16 protein-coding genes are annotated in these 15,064 nt (G+C 74.2%); 10 read left to right on the forward strand and 6 right to left on the reverse strand.

Annotation, left to right across the window (positions count from 1 at the left end; genetic code table 11):
* Nucleotides 1-26 precede the first annotated feature (26 nt).
* Nucleotides 27-668, forward strand: a complete 642-nt coding sequence (locus tag ACFWE2_RS00060; protein ID WP_377222153.1) for an NADPH-dependent F420 reductase — start codon at nucleotides 27-29, stop codon at nucleotides 666-668.
* Between the two features lie 30 nt (nucleotides 669-698).
* On the opposite strand, the gene ACFWE2_RS00065 is transcribed toward ACFWE2_RS00060, so the two are convergent.
* A complete protein-coding gene (locus ACFWE2_RS00065) occupies nucleotides 699-1,445 on the reverse strand; it encodes a glycoside hydrolase family 16 protein (protein ID WP_377222154.1) in 747 nt (248 codons plus the stop codon).
* A 101-nt stretch (nucleotides 1,446-1,546) separates the two neighbouring features.
* Here ACFWE2_RS00065 and ACFWE2_RS00070 point away from each other — a divergent pair, with 101 nt between their 5' ends.
* Together ACFWE2_RS00070 and ACFWE2_RS00075 are read left to right on the forward strand one after the other, a co-directional pair.
* Nucleotides 1,547-2,299, forward strand: a complete 753-nt coding sequence (locus ACFWE2_RS00070; RefSeq protein ID WP_377222155.1) for a class I SAM-dependent methyltransferase — start codon at nucleotides 1,547-1,549, stop codon at nucleotides 2,297-2,299.
* Between the two features lie 19 nt (nucleotides 2,300-2,318).
* Nucleotides 2,319-3,362, forward strand: a complete 1,044-nt coding sequence (locus tag ACFWE2_RS00075; protein ID WP_377222156.1) for a CobW family GTP-binding protein — start codon at nucleotides 2,319-2,321, stop codon at nucleotides 3,360-3,362.
* A 14-nt stretch (nucleotides 3,363-3,376) separates the two neighbouring features.
* Here ACFWE2_RS00075 and ACFWE2_RS00080 read toward each other — a convergent pair whose 3' ends face one another.
* Complete coding sequence (locus tag ACFWE2_RS00080) at nucleotides 3,377-4,993, reverse strand: tannase/feruloyl esterase family alpha/beta hydrolase (protein ID WP_377222157.1); 1,617 nt, start codon at nucleotides 4,991-4,993, stop codon at nucleotides 3,377-3,379.
* Here ACFWE2_RS00080 and ACFWE2_RS00085 point away from each other — a divergent pair.
* The 4 genes from ACFWE2_RS00085 (at nucleotide 4,992) to ACFWE2_RS00100 (ending at nucleotide 10,494) form a co-directional block, all read left to right on the forward strand.
* Nucleotides 4,992-7,982: an ATP-binding protein gene (locus ACFWE2_RS00085; protein WP_377222158.1), complete on the forward strand. Its 2,991-nt coding sequence runs from the start codon at nucleotides 4,992-4,994 to the stop codon at nucleotides 7,980-7,982. The genes ACFWE2_RS00080 and ACFWE2_RS00085 overlap by 2 nt on opposite strands.
* A gap of 103 nt (nucleotides 7,983-8,085) precedes the next feature.
* Nucleotides 8,086-9,132 carry an alpha/beta fold hydrolase gene (locus tag ACFWE2_RS00090; protein ID WP_377222159.1) on the forward strand — a complete coding sequence of 349 codons (1,047 nt, stop codon included), beginning with the start codon at nucleotides 8,086-8,088 and terminating at the stop codon, nucleotides 9,130-9,132.
* Entirely contained in the window at nucleotides 9,129-9,845 is a 717-nt protein-coding gene (locus tag ACFWE2_RS00095) for a molybdopterin-dependent oxidoreductase (protein WP_377222160.1), read from the forward strand. Before ACFWE2_RS00090 ends, ACFWE2_RS00095 begins: the two co-directional genes overlap by 4 nt.
* Nucleotides 9,838-10,494 (forward strand): cytochrome b/b6 domain-containing protein, encoded by a 657-nt coding sequence (locus tag ACFWE2_RS00100; protein WP_377222161.1) that lies wholly within the window; start codon nucleotides 9,838-9,840, stop codon nucleotides 10,492-10,494. Before ACFWE2_RS00095 ends, ACFWE2_RS00100 begins: the two co-directional genes overlap by 8 nt.
* Here the strand turns inward: ACFWE2_RS00100 and ACFWE2_RS00105 are convergent.
* The 4 genes from ACFWE2_RS00105 to ACFWE2_RS00120 are packed head-to-tail and all read right to left on the reverse strand — an operon-like array spanning nucleotide 10,458 to nucleotide 12,071.
* The gene (locus ACFWE2_RS00105; protein WP_377222162.1) at nucleotides 10,458-10,901 is read right to left on the reverse strand and encodes a hypothetical protein; all 444 of its coding nucleotides are present in this window, start codon (nucleotides 10,899-10,901) and stop codon (nucleotides 10,458-10,460) included. The genes ACFWE2_RS00100 and ACFWE2_RS00105 overlap by 37 nt on opposite strands.
* A complete protein-coding gene (locus ACFWE2_RS00110) occupies nucleotides 10,888-11,121 on the reverse strand; it encodes a hypothetical protein (protein WP_377222163.1) in 234 nt (77 codons plus the stop codon). Before ACFWE2_RS00110 ends, ACFWE2_RS00105 begins: the two co-directional genes overlap by 14 nt.
* 24 nt (nucleotides 11,122-11,145) lie before the next feature.
* Nucleotides 11,146-11,589 (reverse strand): VOC family protein, encoded by a 444-nt coding sequence (locus ACFWE2_RS00115; protein WP_377222164.1) that lies wholly within the window; start codon nucleotides 11,587-11,589, stop codon nucleotides 11,146-11,148.
* A 53-nt stretch (nucleotides 11,590-11,642) separates the two neighbouring features.
* Nucleotides 11,643-12,071, reverse strand: coding sequence for a hypothetical protein (locus ACFWE2_RS00120; RefSeq protein ID WP_377222165.1), 429 nt, complete (start codon nucleotides 12,069-12,071; stop codon nucleotides 11,643-11,645).
* A gap of 134 nt (nucleotides 12,072-12,205) precedes the next feature.
* Between ACFWE2_RS00120 and ACFWE2_RS00125 the strand changes: the two genes are divergently transcribed.
* The 3 genes from ACFWE2_RS00125 to ACFWE2_RS00135 all read left to right on the forward strand — a co-directional run bounded on the left by ACFWE2_RS00125 (nucleotide 12,206) and on the right by ACFWE2_RS00135 (nucleotide 15,055).
* On the forward strand, nucleotides 12,206-12,757 hold the full coding sequence (locus ACFWE2_RS00125) for a CGNR zinc finger domain-containing protein (protein WP_377222166.1): 552 nt from the start codon (nucleotides 12,206-12,208) through the stop codon (nucleotides 12,755-12,757).
* Nucleotides 12,758-12,787: 30 nt separating this feature from the next.
* Nucleotides 12,788-13,372, forward strand: coding sequence for an AAA family ATPase (locus ACFWE2_RS00130; RefSeq protein ID WP_377222167.1), 585 nt, complete (start codon nucleotides 12,788-12,790; stop codon nucleotides 13,370-13,372).
* A gap of 84 nt (nucleotides 13,373-13,456) precedes the next feature.
* A complete protein-coding gene (locus tag ACFWE2_RS00135) occupies nucleotides 13,457-15,055 on the forward strand; it encodes an HNH endonuclease (RefSeq protein ID WP_377222168.1) in 1,599 nt (532 codons plus the stop codon).
* The last annotated feature ends 9 nt before the right edge of the window (nucleotides 15,056-15,064 follow it).

Genomic DNA, 15,064 nt, shown 5'->3' on the forward strand with positions numbered 1-15,064 from the left:
CGCGAATCCACCGGGTTGCCGCCCGTATGACTACTTTCGGCATCATCGGAGCTGGAAACATCGGCAGCCAGGTGGCGCGCGTCGCCATCGCCCAGGGCAACGAGGTGGTGATCGCCAACTCGCGCGGTCCCGAGACCCTCGCGGACCTGGTCGAGGAGCTGGGGCCGAAGGCCCGGGCGGCCACCGTCCAGGAGGCCGCCGAGGCAGCCGACGTCGCCGTCGTGTCCGTGCCGTTCAGGTCCTACCGCGACATCCCGGTCGAACCTCTCGCGGGCAAGGTCGTGCTCGACACGAACAACTACTACTGGGAGCGCGACGGCCACGTCGAGGCGCTCGACCGTGGCGAGGCGACGGTCTCCGGCCTGCTGCAGGAGCACCTGCCCACCTCGAAGGTCGTCAAGGCGTTCAACCAGATCATGGCCGCGGCCATCACGACGGACGGCACCCCGGCCGGGACCGAGAACCGCCGCGCCCTGGTGACGGCGAGCGACTACCCGGAGGCCGTCGAGCTCGTGACCCGGTTCTACGACGAGGCGGGCTTCGACACCGTGAGCGCCGGCCCGCTCAGCGAGTCGTGGCGCGCCGAGCGCGACCGGCCCGCCTACGTGTCCCGCCAGAACGCCGAGGAGCTGCGCGCCAACCTGGCCAGGGCGCCGCGCACCATCTGACGCCGTCCCGGAGGGTGCCGGCCGACGGCCTCAGGAGGTGTCGGTGCCGGTCACCGACCGGACCACGGCGGTCCTCGGGTAGTGGCCGGGATCCCGCGGCCCGGCGGGGAACTCGAACAGGTCGATCATGAGCTGCAGGGGATAGGCGAGGACCTGGTCCGACGTCCAGACGGGCACGCCGTCGACGTGCAGCCGCACGCCGGTGGCGTCCCAGTGCGCCCCGTAGGAGTGCGGGGTGGTGGCGTCCAGCGGGAGGCGGACGTCGGCCAGGTCCGTCCGCAGGCGCGGGTCGTGGTGCGCCTTGATCCCGAGCCGCACCGTCGAGCCGTCCGGGCCGACCTGGTCGCCGAACAGCTCGGCGAGGCAGATCTCCCCGGAGTCCTCGGGCGAGCCCTCCTCGAGCCCGACGAGCCAGACGCCCACCATGCACGTGGGGTCCGGCGAGGCGCTCACGACCACCTCGACCTCGCCGGACGACGGCGTCCACAGCCGCCGCGTCGGCGTGGCGGTACGCACGACCAGGCCGTCCGGCCGGTGCCGGTGCTGGCCTCGTGTGCCGCCGACGGGGCCGGCCCACGCGCCGGTCTGCAGGTTGGAGACCCGCATCTCGCCGTCCTCGGGCCGCCAGGCCGGCTGGTCGTGGTCGATCCGGAGCCGGAGGCCGCCCGGTACGAAGTCGTACCTGGCGGCCGACCGCTCCGGCGTCGTCCAGTGCGGCAGGTAGTGGGGCACCCACAGCCCGGCGTCGAGCCCGGGTCCGGCGAACGTGTCGTGCATGCGGCAAGTCTCGCCGCCCGGCGCCCGCCGCGGTAGCCCGTGGCTCGGGCCCCGAACTCGTCCGGGCGGCTGGGCCCGCCGCTCTCGGATAATCTCCGACCATGCCGCCGCCCAGCCCGGACGACCCCTGGTCCGCCGTCGCCGACGACTGGGGCCGGTACTGGGGCACCTTCGCCCGGCCCGCGTGGGAGCCGCTGCTGCGCACCGCCGGGATCGGGCGCGGCACGCGAGTGCTCGACGTCGGCTGCGGCAGCGGCGAGCTCCTCGAACACCTCCAGGAGCAGGGCGCGGTGCCCAGCGGCGTCGACCCGGCGCCGCGGATGGCCGAGCTCGCCCGGGCGCGGGCGGTCGGCGTCGACGTCCGGCTCGGCGACTTCGAACGCCTCCCGTTCGACGACGACACCTTCGACGCGGTGCTCGCCGTGAACGCCTTCCAGTTCGCCGAGGACCAGGACGCCGCGCTGGCCGAGGCCGCCCGGGTGCTGGTGCCCGGCGGCGTCGTCGGCCTGGCGGGGTGGGCCGAGCGCGCGCGCAACGACCTGGACGCCGTCAACGCGGCGCTCGCCGCCGCCGACGGCGAGGAGCCGCCCGAGGACGGCCCGCTGCGGGTCGCGGGCGGGCTCGCCGACGTGCTGCGGGCCGCCGGCTGGGACGTGCTCGACGACGGTGTCGTCTCCGTCGCGTGGACCGCCCGCGACGCGACGGACCTGGTGCGCGGGATCCTCTTCGGCGAGGACGAGGCGACGATCGCGGACCTCGCGCCCGTCGTGGTCGACGCCGCCGCTCCGTTCCGCCGGCCGGACGGCGGCTACCGGCTCCTGAACACGTTCCGCTGGGCCGTGGCCACGTCATGAGAACGGTTATCATCTAGCGGTGAGCAGGCCTGCGACCGAGCGCGTACCCGTGGTGACGCTGACGGGGCACCTCGGGGCGGGCAAGACGACGCTGCTCAACCACCTGCTGCGGCAGCCGGGCGCGCGGGTCGGTGTGGTGGTCAACGACTTCGGCGCCGTCAACGTGGACGCGGGCCTGGTCACGGGCCAGATCGACGAGCCGGAGTCGATCGCGGGGGGCTGCCTGTGCTGCCTGGACGATGCCGGCGGGCTCGACGACGCGCTCGAGAAGCTGACCCACCCGCGGCTCGGGCTGGACGTCGTCATCGTGGAGGCCAGCGGCATCGCGGACCCTGTGACGCTGTCCCGGATGATCCGGTTCAGCGGTGTCGAGCGGGTGCGGCCAGGGGGAGTGGTCGACGTGGTCGACGCCGCCGAGCACTTCGGCACCGTCGACCGCGGCGGCGAGGCGCCCGCGCGGTACGCGGTGACGTCGCTCGTGGTCGTGAACAAGACCGACCGGCTGCCGCCCGGGGAGGGCGAGGCGACGCTCGCGCGCATCGAGGCTCGCGTGCACGAGCGCAACCCGGCAGCCCAGGTGGTGCGCACCTCGCACGGGCGCGTCGACCCCGCCCTGGTCTACGACGCCGCGTCCACCGAGGACCCGCCCGACCAGCTTCCGCTCGCGGCGCTCCTGCGCGACGGCCGCGAGCACGACCACCAGCACGCGGACGCCGTGACGGTCACCGCGTCCGGGCCGGTCAGCCCCGGGCGGCTGGTCGACCTGCTGGAGGACCCGCCGCCTGGCGCGTACCGGATCAAGGGCCGGGTGGTCGTCGACACGGGGCGCAGCCTGCGCGGGTACGTCGTCAACGTCGTGGGCCGTTCGGTGCACGTGACCAGCCGCCGGTTCAGCGGCGCGGCGGGTGCCGCAACGGCCGGCACGGGCGAGCTCGTCGCGATCGGCATGCACCTCGACGTCGTCCGCGTCCGCGAACGGCTGGAGCTCGCGCTGGCGCCGTCGGCCCGGCAGGACGCGCGGGGTTTCGCCCGCCTGCAGCGGTACCGACGGCTCAGCGACTGAGCGAGGGCGGGTGGTCAGCTGGCGGTGCAGCGGTAGCTCGACGCCGACGCAGGGTCACCGCCCGTGTAGCGCGTCCGGTGCGGGTAGCTGCAGACGTCGCGGGTCACCCTGGTGCCGTCCGTGCGGGTGGCCGAGGTGGCGAGCGTCGCGGGGACCTTGCCCTGCTCCACCCAGCTCACGAGTGCTCCGAGGGCGTCGGTCGGCTGGGTACCGGACCCGCCACCGCAGTGCTCCACGCCCGGCAGCAGGAACAGCCGGTAGAAGCGGTCGACCCGCTCGGAGCCGCCGAGGCGCCGCTCGACGCGCTCGCGGTAGTCGACGGTGCCCTGCGTGGGCACGAGCTGGTCCGCCTGCCCGTGCCAGCTCAGGAGCTTGCCGCCGGCCTGCGCGAACGCCGACAGGTCGGGGTCGTCGCTGCCGATGACGTCGTGGAACTGGCGCTGCGAGCTGCGGAAGATCTGCTCGAACTGCTCGTACGACAGCGCGGTGGTGTCGAGCCCGAGGTCCCGCTCCACGAAGTTCTTGACCCAGAGGTCCGCCACGCCGAACGGCTGGCCGGGCGTGGCGAGCCAGGTGAAGTCGGCGCCCTTGTTCGGCCCGTACCAGAGCTTGCGGCCGTCGGCCGAGACGGGACCGGCCCAGATCTTGCGGACGGCGTCCGCCACGCCTGCGCTGATGGTGACCGTGCGGTCACCGCAGTCCACCTGGGTACCGACGAGCTCACGCGGGTCCCACCCGCAGACCTGCGGGTCGTCGATGACGCCGTCCCGGACGCCGTCGATGGTGTCGCACGCAGCGACCGCCGCGTCGTTGAACGCGCCGAGCTCGCACGGGGTGGGCGAGACACCCTCCTCGTGGAACACGACCTGCGGCCAGAGCGTGGCGACGGCGAACCGGTCCCAGCTCACGGCCGGGGCGTCGGCCAGGATGCCCTGGAAGTCACGCGGGTGCTCCTGCGCCTCGAGGTAGCCCTGGCGGCCCCCGGTGGAGCAGCCGTTCCAGTACGCGTAGCGCGCGGGCGCGTCGTAGAACGCCTTGGTCACGGCCTTGCCGACCACGGCAAGCTCGTGCACCGAGCGGGACGCGAAGTTGGTCAGGAGCGGCTGGTTCAGCGTGCCGTCGGGCGTGAGCGCCCAGCTCGCGTCGAGCCCGGTCTTCACGCCCGCGTCGGTCGACGCCGTCGCGTAGCCGTCCTTGACCCCCTGGACCAGCGGCGCGCCGAAGTCCCCGGCCTGGTAGGCGCTGCCCCCGACGGCCTGGAACCGGCCGGTCCACAGGGTGCGGTCCTGCGGCAGCCCCACCTTGACAGCCACCCTGTCGTCGGCGCCGCGGTGGGTCAGCGTGACGGTGATGTCGCACCAGTCGGGCACATCGGTGATCGGGGCGGGCGCGCCGAGCGGCGTCGCGGGGAACGTGTACGTGCCGGCGGCACGCGCCTCCGCCGTGACGGAGACGACGCGTGCGCCGGACGGCGGCGAGACCTGGACGGGTGCGCAGGCCGCCGTCGGCGATCCGGTGGGGACGGTATCGGCGCGGTCGCCCGCCAGGGGCGCGGCCCCGGCGGTCATCGGGACCAGCACGGCCGCGGTCGCGGCCAGTGACACGGTCAGGGTCAGTAGCTTCTTTCGCATGGGGCCCACGGTGGTGCGGCCGGTCGACGGGCGCGCCAGGGGCGGCCCCTGGTACGTACCCGGGCACACCACGGGCCAGGCCCTAGGCTTGGGCTGCCGGATGACGGGCGCCGATGCCGTGCACGACACCGGCGCGCGGGCCAGGACTGCCGGGCGCGAGGAGGGGTCGGACCGGCCCCGCGAGAGAGGACGATCCGCCATGGCCGCCTGGACCCAGCACCCGGATCCCGCGGAACCCGGCGGGAGCACACCCGGGGAGCCCCTGGTGGGCAGGCGGCGGGAGAACCGGGTGCTCGACGACCTGGTGGCGGGCGTCCGGGAGGGCCGCAGCCAGGCGCTCGTGCTGCGGGGCGACGCAGGCGTGGGCAAGACGGCGCTCCTCAGCCGCCTCGCGGGCCGTGCGCACGGGTGCCGGGTCGCGCGGGTGGTCGGGGTCGAGTCGGAGATGGAGCTTGCGTTCGCCGGTCTGCACCAGCTCTGCGCTCTCCTCCTGGACCGGCTGGACCGCGTGCCCGAGCCGCAGCGAGACGCGCTGAGCACGGCGCTCGGCCTGCGCCGGGGTGAGACCCCCGACCGGTTCCTGGTCGGCCTCGCGGTGCTGAGCCTGCTGGCGGAGGCCGCGGAGGAACGTCCGCTGATCTGCCTTGTCGACGACGTGCAGTGGCTCGACAACGCCTCGGCGCAGACCCTCAACTTCGTCGCGCGCCGGCTGCCGGAGCCGCTGCCCGTGGCACTCGTCTTCGCGGAGCGGCTGGGCCAGGAGCAGACGGTGCGGGGCCTGCCGGAGCTGTCCGTCGGCGGGCTCTCGGACCGCGACGCGCACCTCCTGCTCGATGCCGAGCTCACCGGACCGGTGGACGCCAGGGTGCGGGACCGGATGGTCGCGGAGACCCAGGGCAACCCGCTGGCCCTGACGCAGTTGGTCCGCGGGCTCACCCCGGAGCAGATGGCGGGCGGCTACGGGCTGCCGGGGACCGGCCCGCTCGCCGGCCGGATGGAGGAGGTCTTCGAGCGGCGGCTGGCCCAGCTCCCGCCCGAGACACGCACCCTGCTCCTGGTCGCCGCCGCCGAGCCCGGGCGGGATCCGGCTCTCGTCTGGCGAGCGGCCTCCGCGCTCGGGGTCGCTCCGGCGGACGCCGAGCCGGCCGCGGCGGCAGGGCTGCTCGACGTGAGCGACCAGGTGCGGTTCGCGCACCCGCTGGCCCGGTCGGCCGTCTACCGGGCCGCGGACCCTGACGCGCGCCGGGCCGCGCACCGCGCTCTCGCCGAGGCCGCCGATCCCGCCGCCGACCCCGAGCGGCGCGCCTGGCACCGTGCACATGCGGTGTCCGGACCGGACGAGGACGTGGCGGCCGAGCTCGAGCGGTGCGCGGCGCGGGCGCAGGCCCGGGGCGGGGTCGCCGCCGCAGCAGCCTTCCGCCAGCGTTCGGCGGAGCTGACGCCGGACCCGGCGCTCCGGGCCGAGCGGGCGCTGCACGCCGCCCGAGCCAAGTTCCTCACGGGGGCGCCGGAACGGGCGCTCAGCCTGCTGGCCGCTGTCGAGTCCGGCCCGGCGGACGAGCTGGTGCGCGCTCGCGCGGACCTGCTCCGGGCCCAGATCGCGGGCGCCCGGGGCGACGGCCGGGACGGCCCGCTCCTGCCGGTCGCCAGGCGCCTGGAGGCGCTGGATCCCGGCCTGGCGCGAGACACGTACCGCGACGCCCTGCAGGCCGCCCTGGTCTGCGGCCGGCTCGCCCGGTCCGGCAGCGTGCGGGAGGTCGCGACGGCGCTCCTGGCCTTCGCGCGTCCCGACGACGGCCGGCCGGTGTGCGACGACCTGCTCGCGGGCATGTCCACCGTGGTCACGGCCGGCTACGCGGCCGGTGCCCCGACCCTGCGGGGCGCGGTGCGCGAGGTCGGGTTCGGCACGGACTGGGAGGTCCTGCCCCACCTGGCCTGGATGCCCCTGGTCTGCCGGATGGCGCAGGACGTCTGGGACGACGAGACCTGGCACTCGCTCACGGTCCGCTCCGTCGAGGCCGCGAGGAAGCACGGCCAGCTGCGCGTCCTGCCGCCCCTGCTGTTCTCGAGCGCCGCCCTGCTGGCGCTCGAGGGCGACCCCGACGGCGCGCAGGCGGCGGGGGAGGAGGGCGCCATGATCGCGGAGGCGACCGGCACCCTGCCGATGTTGCCCTACGGAGCCGTCTTCGCCGCGGCCCTGCGTGGGCAGGAGGAGCGGACGACGACGCTGCTCACCGCCACCACGACCGAGGCAGCGGCACGTGCAGAGGGGCACTGGCTGCCGGCGTCCGCGTGGGCCGCGGCGGTGCTGCACAACGGCCTCGGCCACTACGAACAGGCACTCGCCGCCGCGGAGGAGGGCAGTGCCTACCCCGACGAGCTGGGTCTGGGCTCCTGGTCGCTGGTCGAGCTCGCCGAGGCCGCCTCCCGGGTGAACGAGCCGGGCCGCGCGAAGAACGCCCTGGCCCGCCTGGACGAGATGGCCCAGGCCTGCGGGACGGACTGGGCCCTCGGGGCCGCCGCGCGCAGCCGGGCGCTGCTGAGCGAGGGCACCGAGGCAGAGGACGCCTACCTCGAGGCGATCCAGCGGCTCGCCCGCACCCGCCTGACGGCGCTGCTCGCGCGTACCCGCCTCGTGTACGGCGAGTGGCTGCGCCGCGAGCACCGCCGGACGGACGCACGCGAGCAGCTGCGGCTCGCGCACGACGTCCTCGTCGGATCCCGGATGGAGGGTTTCGCGCAGCGTGCGCGGCGCGAGCTGCTGGCCTGCGGCGAGACCGTCCGTGTGCGGACGGCCGATCCCGCGGCGGCACTGACCGAGCAGGAGGCCGAGATCGTACGGCTCGCGATGGACGGCGCCACCAACGCCGAGATCGCGGGCCGGCTCTTCATCAGCCCGCGCACCGTGGAGTGGCACCTGCGCAAGGTCTACACGAAGCTCGGGATCAGCCGCCGCACGGAGCTGCGCCAGGCGCTCCGCGCGGTCTGAGCCACGCCAGGGTGCGGACCAGGGGGACACCCTGGTTCGCCACGGGCCCGGGCCGGGCGACGGTGAGCACGAACGAGCACCGACCCGGCAGGAGAGCCACCCCATGATCGACAGAAGAACCTTCGGCAAGGCCTTCGGGCTGGCAGTGGCGTCCGCCACGGCGCTCGGCGCGGCTCCGGCAGCAGCCGCCGGGCCAGGCCCCGGCGCTCCGAGCAGCCCGGCCCCGACCGAGGCGCCCGTGGCTCCGGCGTTCGAACGGATGCGTCAGGTGGACGCCGGCGAGCTGAACATGGGCTACGCCGAGCTCGGGCCGGCGCACGGCAAGCCCGTCGTCCTGCTGCACGGCTGGCCCTACGACATCCACAGCTACGCGGACGTCGCGCCGATCCTCGCCGCGCGCGGGTACCGGGTGATCGTGCCCTACCTGCGCGGCCACGGGACCACCACGTTCCGGTCGGCATCGACGTTCCGCAACGCCCAGCAGTCGGTCGTGGCCCTCGACGTCGTCGCGCTGCTCGACGCGCTGCGGATCAAGCGGGCGGTCTTCGCGGGGTACGACTGGGGTTCCCGCACGGCCGACATCATCGCCGCGCTGTGGCCGCACCGGGTCAAGGCGCTCGTGTCGGTGACCGGCTACCTCATCACCAACCGTGAGGCCAACGAGAACCCGATATCGCCGATGGCGGAGTGGGCGTGGTGGTACCAGTACTACTTCGCCACCGAACGTGGCAGGCGCGGGATGGAGAACCCGGAGTACCGGGTCGAGCTGGCCCGGCAGGTCTGGACCTTCAGCTCACCGACCTGGAAGTTCGACGAGGCGACGTTCGCTCGGACGGCGGCGGCGTTCAGCAACCCGGACTACGTCGACGTCGTGATCCACAACTACCGGTGGCGGCTCGGGCTGGCCGAGGGCGACCCCCGGTACGACGCGCTCGAGCGCCGGCTGGCCGCAAGGCCGACCATCGGCGTCCCGACGATCACCATCGACGGCGAGCTCGACCCGTTCACGCCGCCGGGCGAGGGCTCGATGTACCGGTCGTACTTCACCGGCCCGTACGACCACCGCACGTTCCGAGGCATCGGGCACAACGTCCCCCAGGAGGCTCCGGCCGAGTTCGCCCGGGCCGTCGTGGACGCCGACGCGCTGTGACCGCCGCAGCTCCCGGACCCCCGGACCAGGGACCCGGCGGGCGGCCGGTGGGCCGCCGGATCGTGCTGGCGATGCTCGGCCTCGGCGGGGCGGGCTTGGCCGTGGGGCCCGCCGTGCAGCGCGGCCTGAGCGGCGTTCGCTCGGCCCTGTCCCGGGTCGCCCCGGGCGTCGTGCCGGACGACCGCGGGTTCCGCTACTTCAGCATCGTCGGCTCCGTGCCCCGCAAGGACGCGGCGACCTACCGGCTCACCGTCGGCGGGCTCGTCGACCGGCCGGCGACGTACACGCTCGACCAGCTCGCGGCGCTGCCGCAGACCACGGTCGTGCACGACGCCGTGTGCACCGACGGCTGGCAGGTCGACGACGTGCCGTTCACCGGCGTCCGCCTCGGTGACCTGCTCGACGCCGCCGGGGTACGGGACGAGGGCACCGCCGTGCGGTTCACCTGCTTCGACGGCGCCTACACGGAGAGCCTCACCCTCGAACAGGCCCGGCGGGCCGACGTGCTCGTCGCGCTGCGCATGTTCGACGAGCCCGTCCCGCACGACAGCGGCGGCCCCGTGCGGCTCTTCGTCGCGCCGATGTACTTCTACAAGTCGGCCAAGTGGCTCTCCGGCATCGAGGTGACGGCCCAGGTCGAGCAAGGGTACTGGGAGGACTACGGCTATCCGGTGGACGGGTGGCTGCCCGGGGAGGAACCGGTCGATGCCTGACGAGCCCCGCCTGCTCCGCTTCAGTCCCGCCGAGCGGGCCGTCCACCGGGCGACCGGCCTGCTGTTCGCGGTCTGCCTGCTCACCGCGGCCGCGCTCTACGTGGCACCGGTGGCGCAGCTCGTGGGCCGGCGGCACGTCGTCGAGACGCTCCACGAGTGGTCCGGGCTCCTGCTGCCGGTCCCGGTCCTGCTCGGGCTCTGGTCCCAGGCGTTCCGGGCCGACCTACGGCGGATCGACCGGTTCACCGGCCAGGACCGCGCGTGGCTCGCGAGCCTCCGCACGACCGACCCCCACCGCGGCCGGCTCGCGGGGAAGTTCAACGCGGGCCAGAAGCTCTGGGCCTCCTGGCTCGCGGGCGCCGTCCTGGTCATGCTCGGCACCGGGCTCCTGCTGTGGTTCAAGTTCGCGCTCGGGTTCGTCCCGCGGGCCGGCGTCGTGCTCGTCCACGACATCGGCGCCTACGCCCTCGTGATCGTCGTGGCCGGGCACGTCCTGAAGGCGTTGGCCGACCCGGAGGCCCGGCGCGGCATGCGCACCGGGGCCGTCCGGCAGTCGTGGGCGGCGCGGGAGCACGCGCTCTGGCTGGACGAGCCGCCCACCTGGAGTCCGGCTCAGAAGTCGAAGTCCCCGATCCCGCCACCGCCGTAGGTGCTCTCCTCGTCACCGTCCGCCGCCCACGCCGCCCAGACCGCCGACGACGCGGCGTAGGCAGCCACGGCGCCGAGGATCGCGGCGCCCACGGCGCTGCTGAGCGCCGTCCCGGGAGCGTCCGTCCCCAGCATCCGGGCCACCGCACCCCGTTCACGGGCCTCCGCCCGGGACGCCGACCGGGCCAGCGCCGCCGGTGAGGCGTCGGCGGGGCGCTCGCCGGCGCTCGCGGCCGCGCTGAGCCGGTCGAAGACGGCGGCGCGCTGCTCGGGGCTCAGCCGCCCGAACGCGTCGGCGTGCACCCCCTCGACCACGGCGGGCGTGGCCGAGCCGAGCATCTTCTCGTAGCGGTCGAGCGCCTGGGTCTCGGCGGCGGCCGCCCGGGCCGAGCGGTCAGAGCGGCTCATCCGGGTCTCCTTCAAGGGTTTCCTGAGCCGGTGCGTCCGTGGCCGGTACCAAGCGGTAGCCCTGCTCCACCAGGGCGCGGGCCATGTGCGCGGCGTACCACTCGGGCCAGGCCTCGTCGTAGACACCGCCCAGCTCCTCCTGCTCGTGGACGCCGTGTGCCGCGGCGGCCTGCTTGAGCAGGCCGAGCAGGATCTCCTCCGGTGCGCGGTTCGTCTCCATGGTGGTCTCCGTCGTCCAGGGCTGTCAGCGGCCGGGGAGACGGTTGACGACCTGCTGGAGCACCCACTCGTTGCCGTCGGGGTCCGCGAACGAGGCGAAGGACGCGTAGCTGTCGTGCTCCGGGTGCGGGCCGGGGACGCGGTTGGCCGTGCCCGCCCAGTGGAAGACGCCGTCCTCGTCGTGCCAGATCTCGCTGACGTCGGCGCCGCGCTCCTCGAGCTCGGCGCGTGCCGCGGTGATGTCCGTGACGATCAGGTGCAGGCCGCGTACCGACCCGGGCGCGGCGTCGGTGAGGTGCTCGCCGAAGATGATCGACGCCGGCGAGCCGGGCGGCGTGAGCTGCACGACGCGCAGGCCGCGCTCGGTCGAGAAGTCGGCGTCGTGCCGCCAGCCGAGCCCTTCGTAGAAGGCCTTGGTGCGGTCCACGTCCGAGACGGGCAGGACGACTACCTCGAGCTTGAGTTCCATGGTGTTCTCCGGTTCTGGTTGTTGGTACGGGTTCTGGGGGACGGTCGGGCCGGTCACCGGGCGCCCAGCGGGCCCGCGAAGGACCTGCCGAGCGAGGCGGGGCCGACGAGGGGCAGCAGGGCGGCGAGCAGCTTGCGCTGGAGGGTCTGGGGCCGGCGGGTCAGCTCGATGTCGATGCGGCTGCCGTCCCCGGCGGGGGAGACCTGGAAGACCCAGCCGCCGCCGGGTCCGAACACCTTCGAGTCCAGCGTGGTGATGTCCACCCGGCCGCGCTCGTCGTCCCACTCGTAGCGGGCGTGCTCCCAGGCGGACGCCGTGCCCTCGGTCACCTCGGCCCAGGTGGGTCCCTGGGCGTGGACCGTGAAGTGCTCGGCGTCGATGGTGGGCCAGACCTCGGCGCGGGCGGGGCTGAAGTCGGTCAGCACCCGCATGGCTGCCTCGGGGGTGAGCGTGGAGTCGAGGTGAAAGCGGACGGCGGTCATGGTCGGGCTCCTTGGTCTGGGTAACCGTTCTGAGTGGTTACCTCGATGACATGAACTGTGGCACAGGATGTGTAACCCGTCAAACTGGTTACAGGGACTTGTGCGTCACACTGGTCACCGTTCAGAATGGTTACGTGAACCACGCCTTCCCCTGCGGCACGCTCGCCCTCGACTTCCTGGGCACGCTGCGTGCCCGCCGCAACCCGGTCCCTGCCGAGAAGCTCGGCACGCCCGCGCTGCTCGACGACTGGTTCGTCGAGTCGGGGATGCTCGACGGTGCGCCCGGCGCCGACGAGGCGGATCTGACCGCCGCGGTGGAGCTGCGGGAGGCGGTGTACTCGCTGGTCGAGGCGCGGCTCGCCGGCGGGTCGGGCGACGCCGACGCTGCCGCCGTCGACGTCCTGAACCGGCATGCCGCGCAGGCGCCGGTCGTGGTGCAGCTCGGCCCGTCCGGCGTGCGCCGCTCGGGGACGGCGGCGCAGGGGCTGGCGGCGATCGCGCGTGAGGCCGCCGAGATCCTGGGCGGCCCGGACGCGGCGCTGCTGCGGGAGTGCGGCCGGCCCGAGTGCACCCAGGTCTACCTCGACCGCTCCCGTGGTCACCGGCGCGAGTGGTGCGCCATGCGGACGTGCGGCAACCGGGTCAAGGTCTCGGCCTACCGCTCCCGCCACCGCACCGCCGTCTAAAAGACTTGCGGCTGCTGAGAGGCTGGCCGGGTGAATCTTGGGGAGACTCTGGCCGGTTGCCTGCTGATCACCGGGACGCCCGGTGCTGGAAAGACGACGGTGTCGCAGCTGGTCGCCGAGCGGCTGCCGCGGGCGGCGCGGGTCGACGGGGACGTGTTCGGGATCATGCTCGTCAGCGGCGGGGCGAACATGCTCGACGAGGAGGGGCGCTGGAATCCCGGGCCCGACGGGCAGCATCAGCTGCGGCTCCGGATGATCAACCTGTGCTCGGTGGCGGACAACTTCGCCGAGGCAGGGTTCACGCCGGTCGCCGACACCGTCGTCGAGACGCGGGAGGAGCTGCGCTTCATCGCCGGGCGCCTGCGGACGCGGCCGCTGATGCTGGTCGTGCTGTGCCCGCCTCTCGAGGTGGCCCGGCACCGGAACGCGACCCGCGCCGTCGAGACTCGCGTGGACTACGACTTCGCTCCGCTGGCGCGGAACCAGCGGCGGGAGCTGGGCGATCTCGGGTGGTGGCTCGACTCCGGGGAGCAGACGGCGGAGGAGACCGCCGACCTGATCGTCGCCGAGGCCGCTCGGCGGGCTGTTGTGCCGGAGTCGGTGCTGCGGGCGTAGTCCGCTGGACGGGCGGGTTCTGCTGGCGGCGTACGAGGCATCGTCCGACGGGCGAGTCGAACCTGTGTGCCATAAGTTGATGGCATGACATCAGCCGGAGGTGCATCTGGAGCGGGCGACCAGCCCCGCGGGCCGGTGCTGCCCTCTGGTGGCGGTGCGGTGCTGCGTGCGGCCGATGTCCGGGCGCTGCGCGAGGCGCTGGCCGGCACGATCCTGCCAGGCGGTACCGACACGGCGTCCGTCTCGAAGGAGGCGCAGGCCGAGTGGGTGGACCTGCTCGGTGAGCTGGAGGCCGTGAAGAACACGGTGACGGCTACCCAGGGCCGGCTGGCGGTGGCGCTGGAGGAGGCCACGAAGGCGGACGAGGCGAGGCAGGGCGTCCGGGCCGAGCGGCGGGGTCGTGGTGTGCCGAACCAGGTGGGTCCGGCGATGCGGCTCAGCCCGCATCCGGGAGGGGTGTTCCTCGGTACGGCCAGGGCGTGGATCACCGACATGCCGCACACCTTCGACGCGCTGCGTACCGGCGTGCTCTCGCAGTGGCGCGCGACGCTCATGGTGCGCGAGACCGCCCACCTGTCGGCGGAGCACCGGGCGCAGATCGACGAGCGGATCTGCGGGCCCGCGAACCTGGCTGCGCTCGCTCGGACGGGCACCCGGCGGCTGATCGCGCAGATCAAGGAGCTGGCGGGCGAGCTCGACGTGCACGCCTGCGTGAAGCGGAACGCGAAGGCCGTGTCGGAACGCCGTGTCTCGGTGCGACCGGCACCCGACCTGATGGTCTACCTGACCGCGCTGGTGCCGATGCAGCAGGGCGTGCAGGCGTACGCGCAGCTCAAGGCCCACGCTGACGCGGCGAAGGCGGCCGGCGACGAGCGAGGTGTCGGCCAAATCATGGCTGACACGCTGATCGAGCGGGTTGCCGGTCGCGAGCCCGGCAAGGCCGACGAGGTGCCCGTCGCGATCAACCTGCTGGTCTCCGACCGGACGCTGCTCGCCGGTGGCCAGGGGCCGGCGGTCGTCCTGGAGGGGGCTGCCGCGGGGGTGGGCGCGGTCCCGGCCCCCGTCGCTCGTGAGCTCGCCGCGCACGGGATCGACGCCGAGGCGGCCTGGCTCCGCGCCATCTATGTCGATCCCCGGGGTCGCCTGCTGGCGACCACGTCACTGTCCCGGTTCTACCCGCCGGGCCTCTCCGCGTTGCTTCGCGCTCGCGAGCAGGGCATCTGCGCCACGTCCTGGTGCGATTCCCCGGTGCGGCACCTCGACCACGTGACGCCGTTCGCCGAAGGCGGTCAGACCAGCCTTGGCAACGGCCAGGGCCTGTGCGCGCGCTGCAACCACGCGAAGCAGGCGCCGGGCTGGAGCCAGAAGGCCACCGAGATGGACGGCCGGCACGCGGTCGAGACGTTGACGCCGACGGGGCACAGCTATGTCGCCGTCGCGCCCGAGCCGCCACGCCCCGTGAGGGTTCAGGCTGTGGACGGCGCACCCGGGTGGACCCCCGCCTCGGGCATGGGCCCACCTGGGCGCGTCCCGCGGAGCCGCTACTCGATCGGCTGCCATACCGGTCCCGACCGCGGCGCGATCGTCTACCGGCCGGGCCGGAACACGGGCCCGGGCCGTCGGCCGCCTCGGCGCGCCCGCCCCGCAGACCTCTCCTGGGCGCATCCGAGACCTGGGCGATAGCTGCTCGGT

This window comes from Promicromonospora sp. NPDC060271 (assembly GCF_042726755.1).
GTDB lineage: Bacteria > Actinomycetota > Actinomycetes > Actinomycetales > Cellulomonadaceae > Promicromonospora.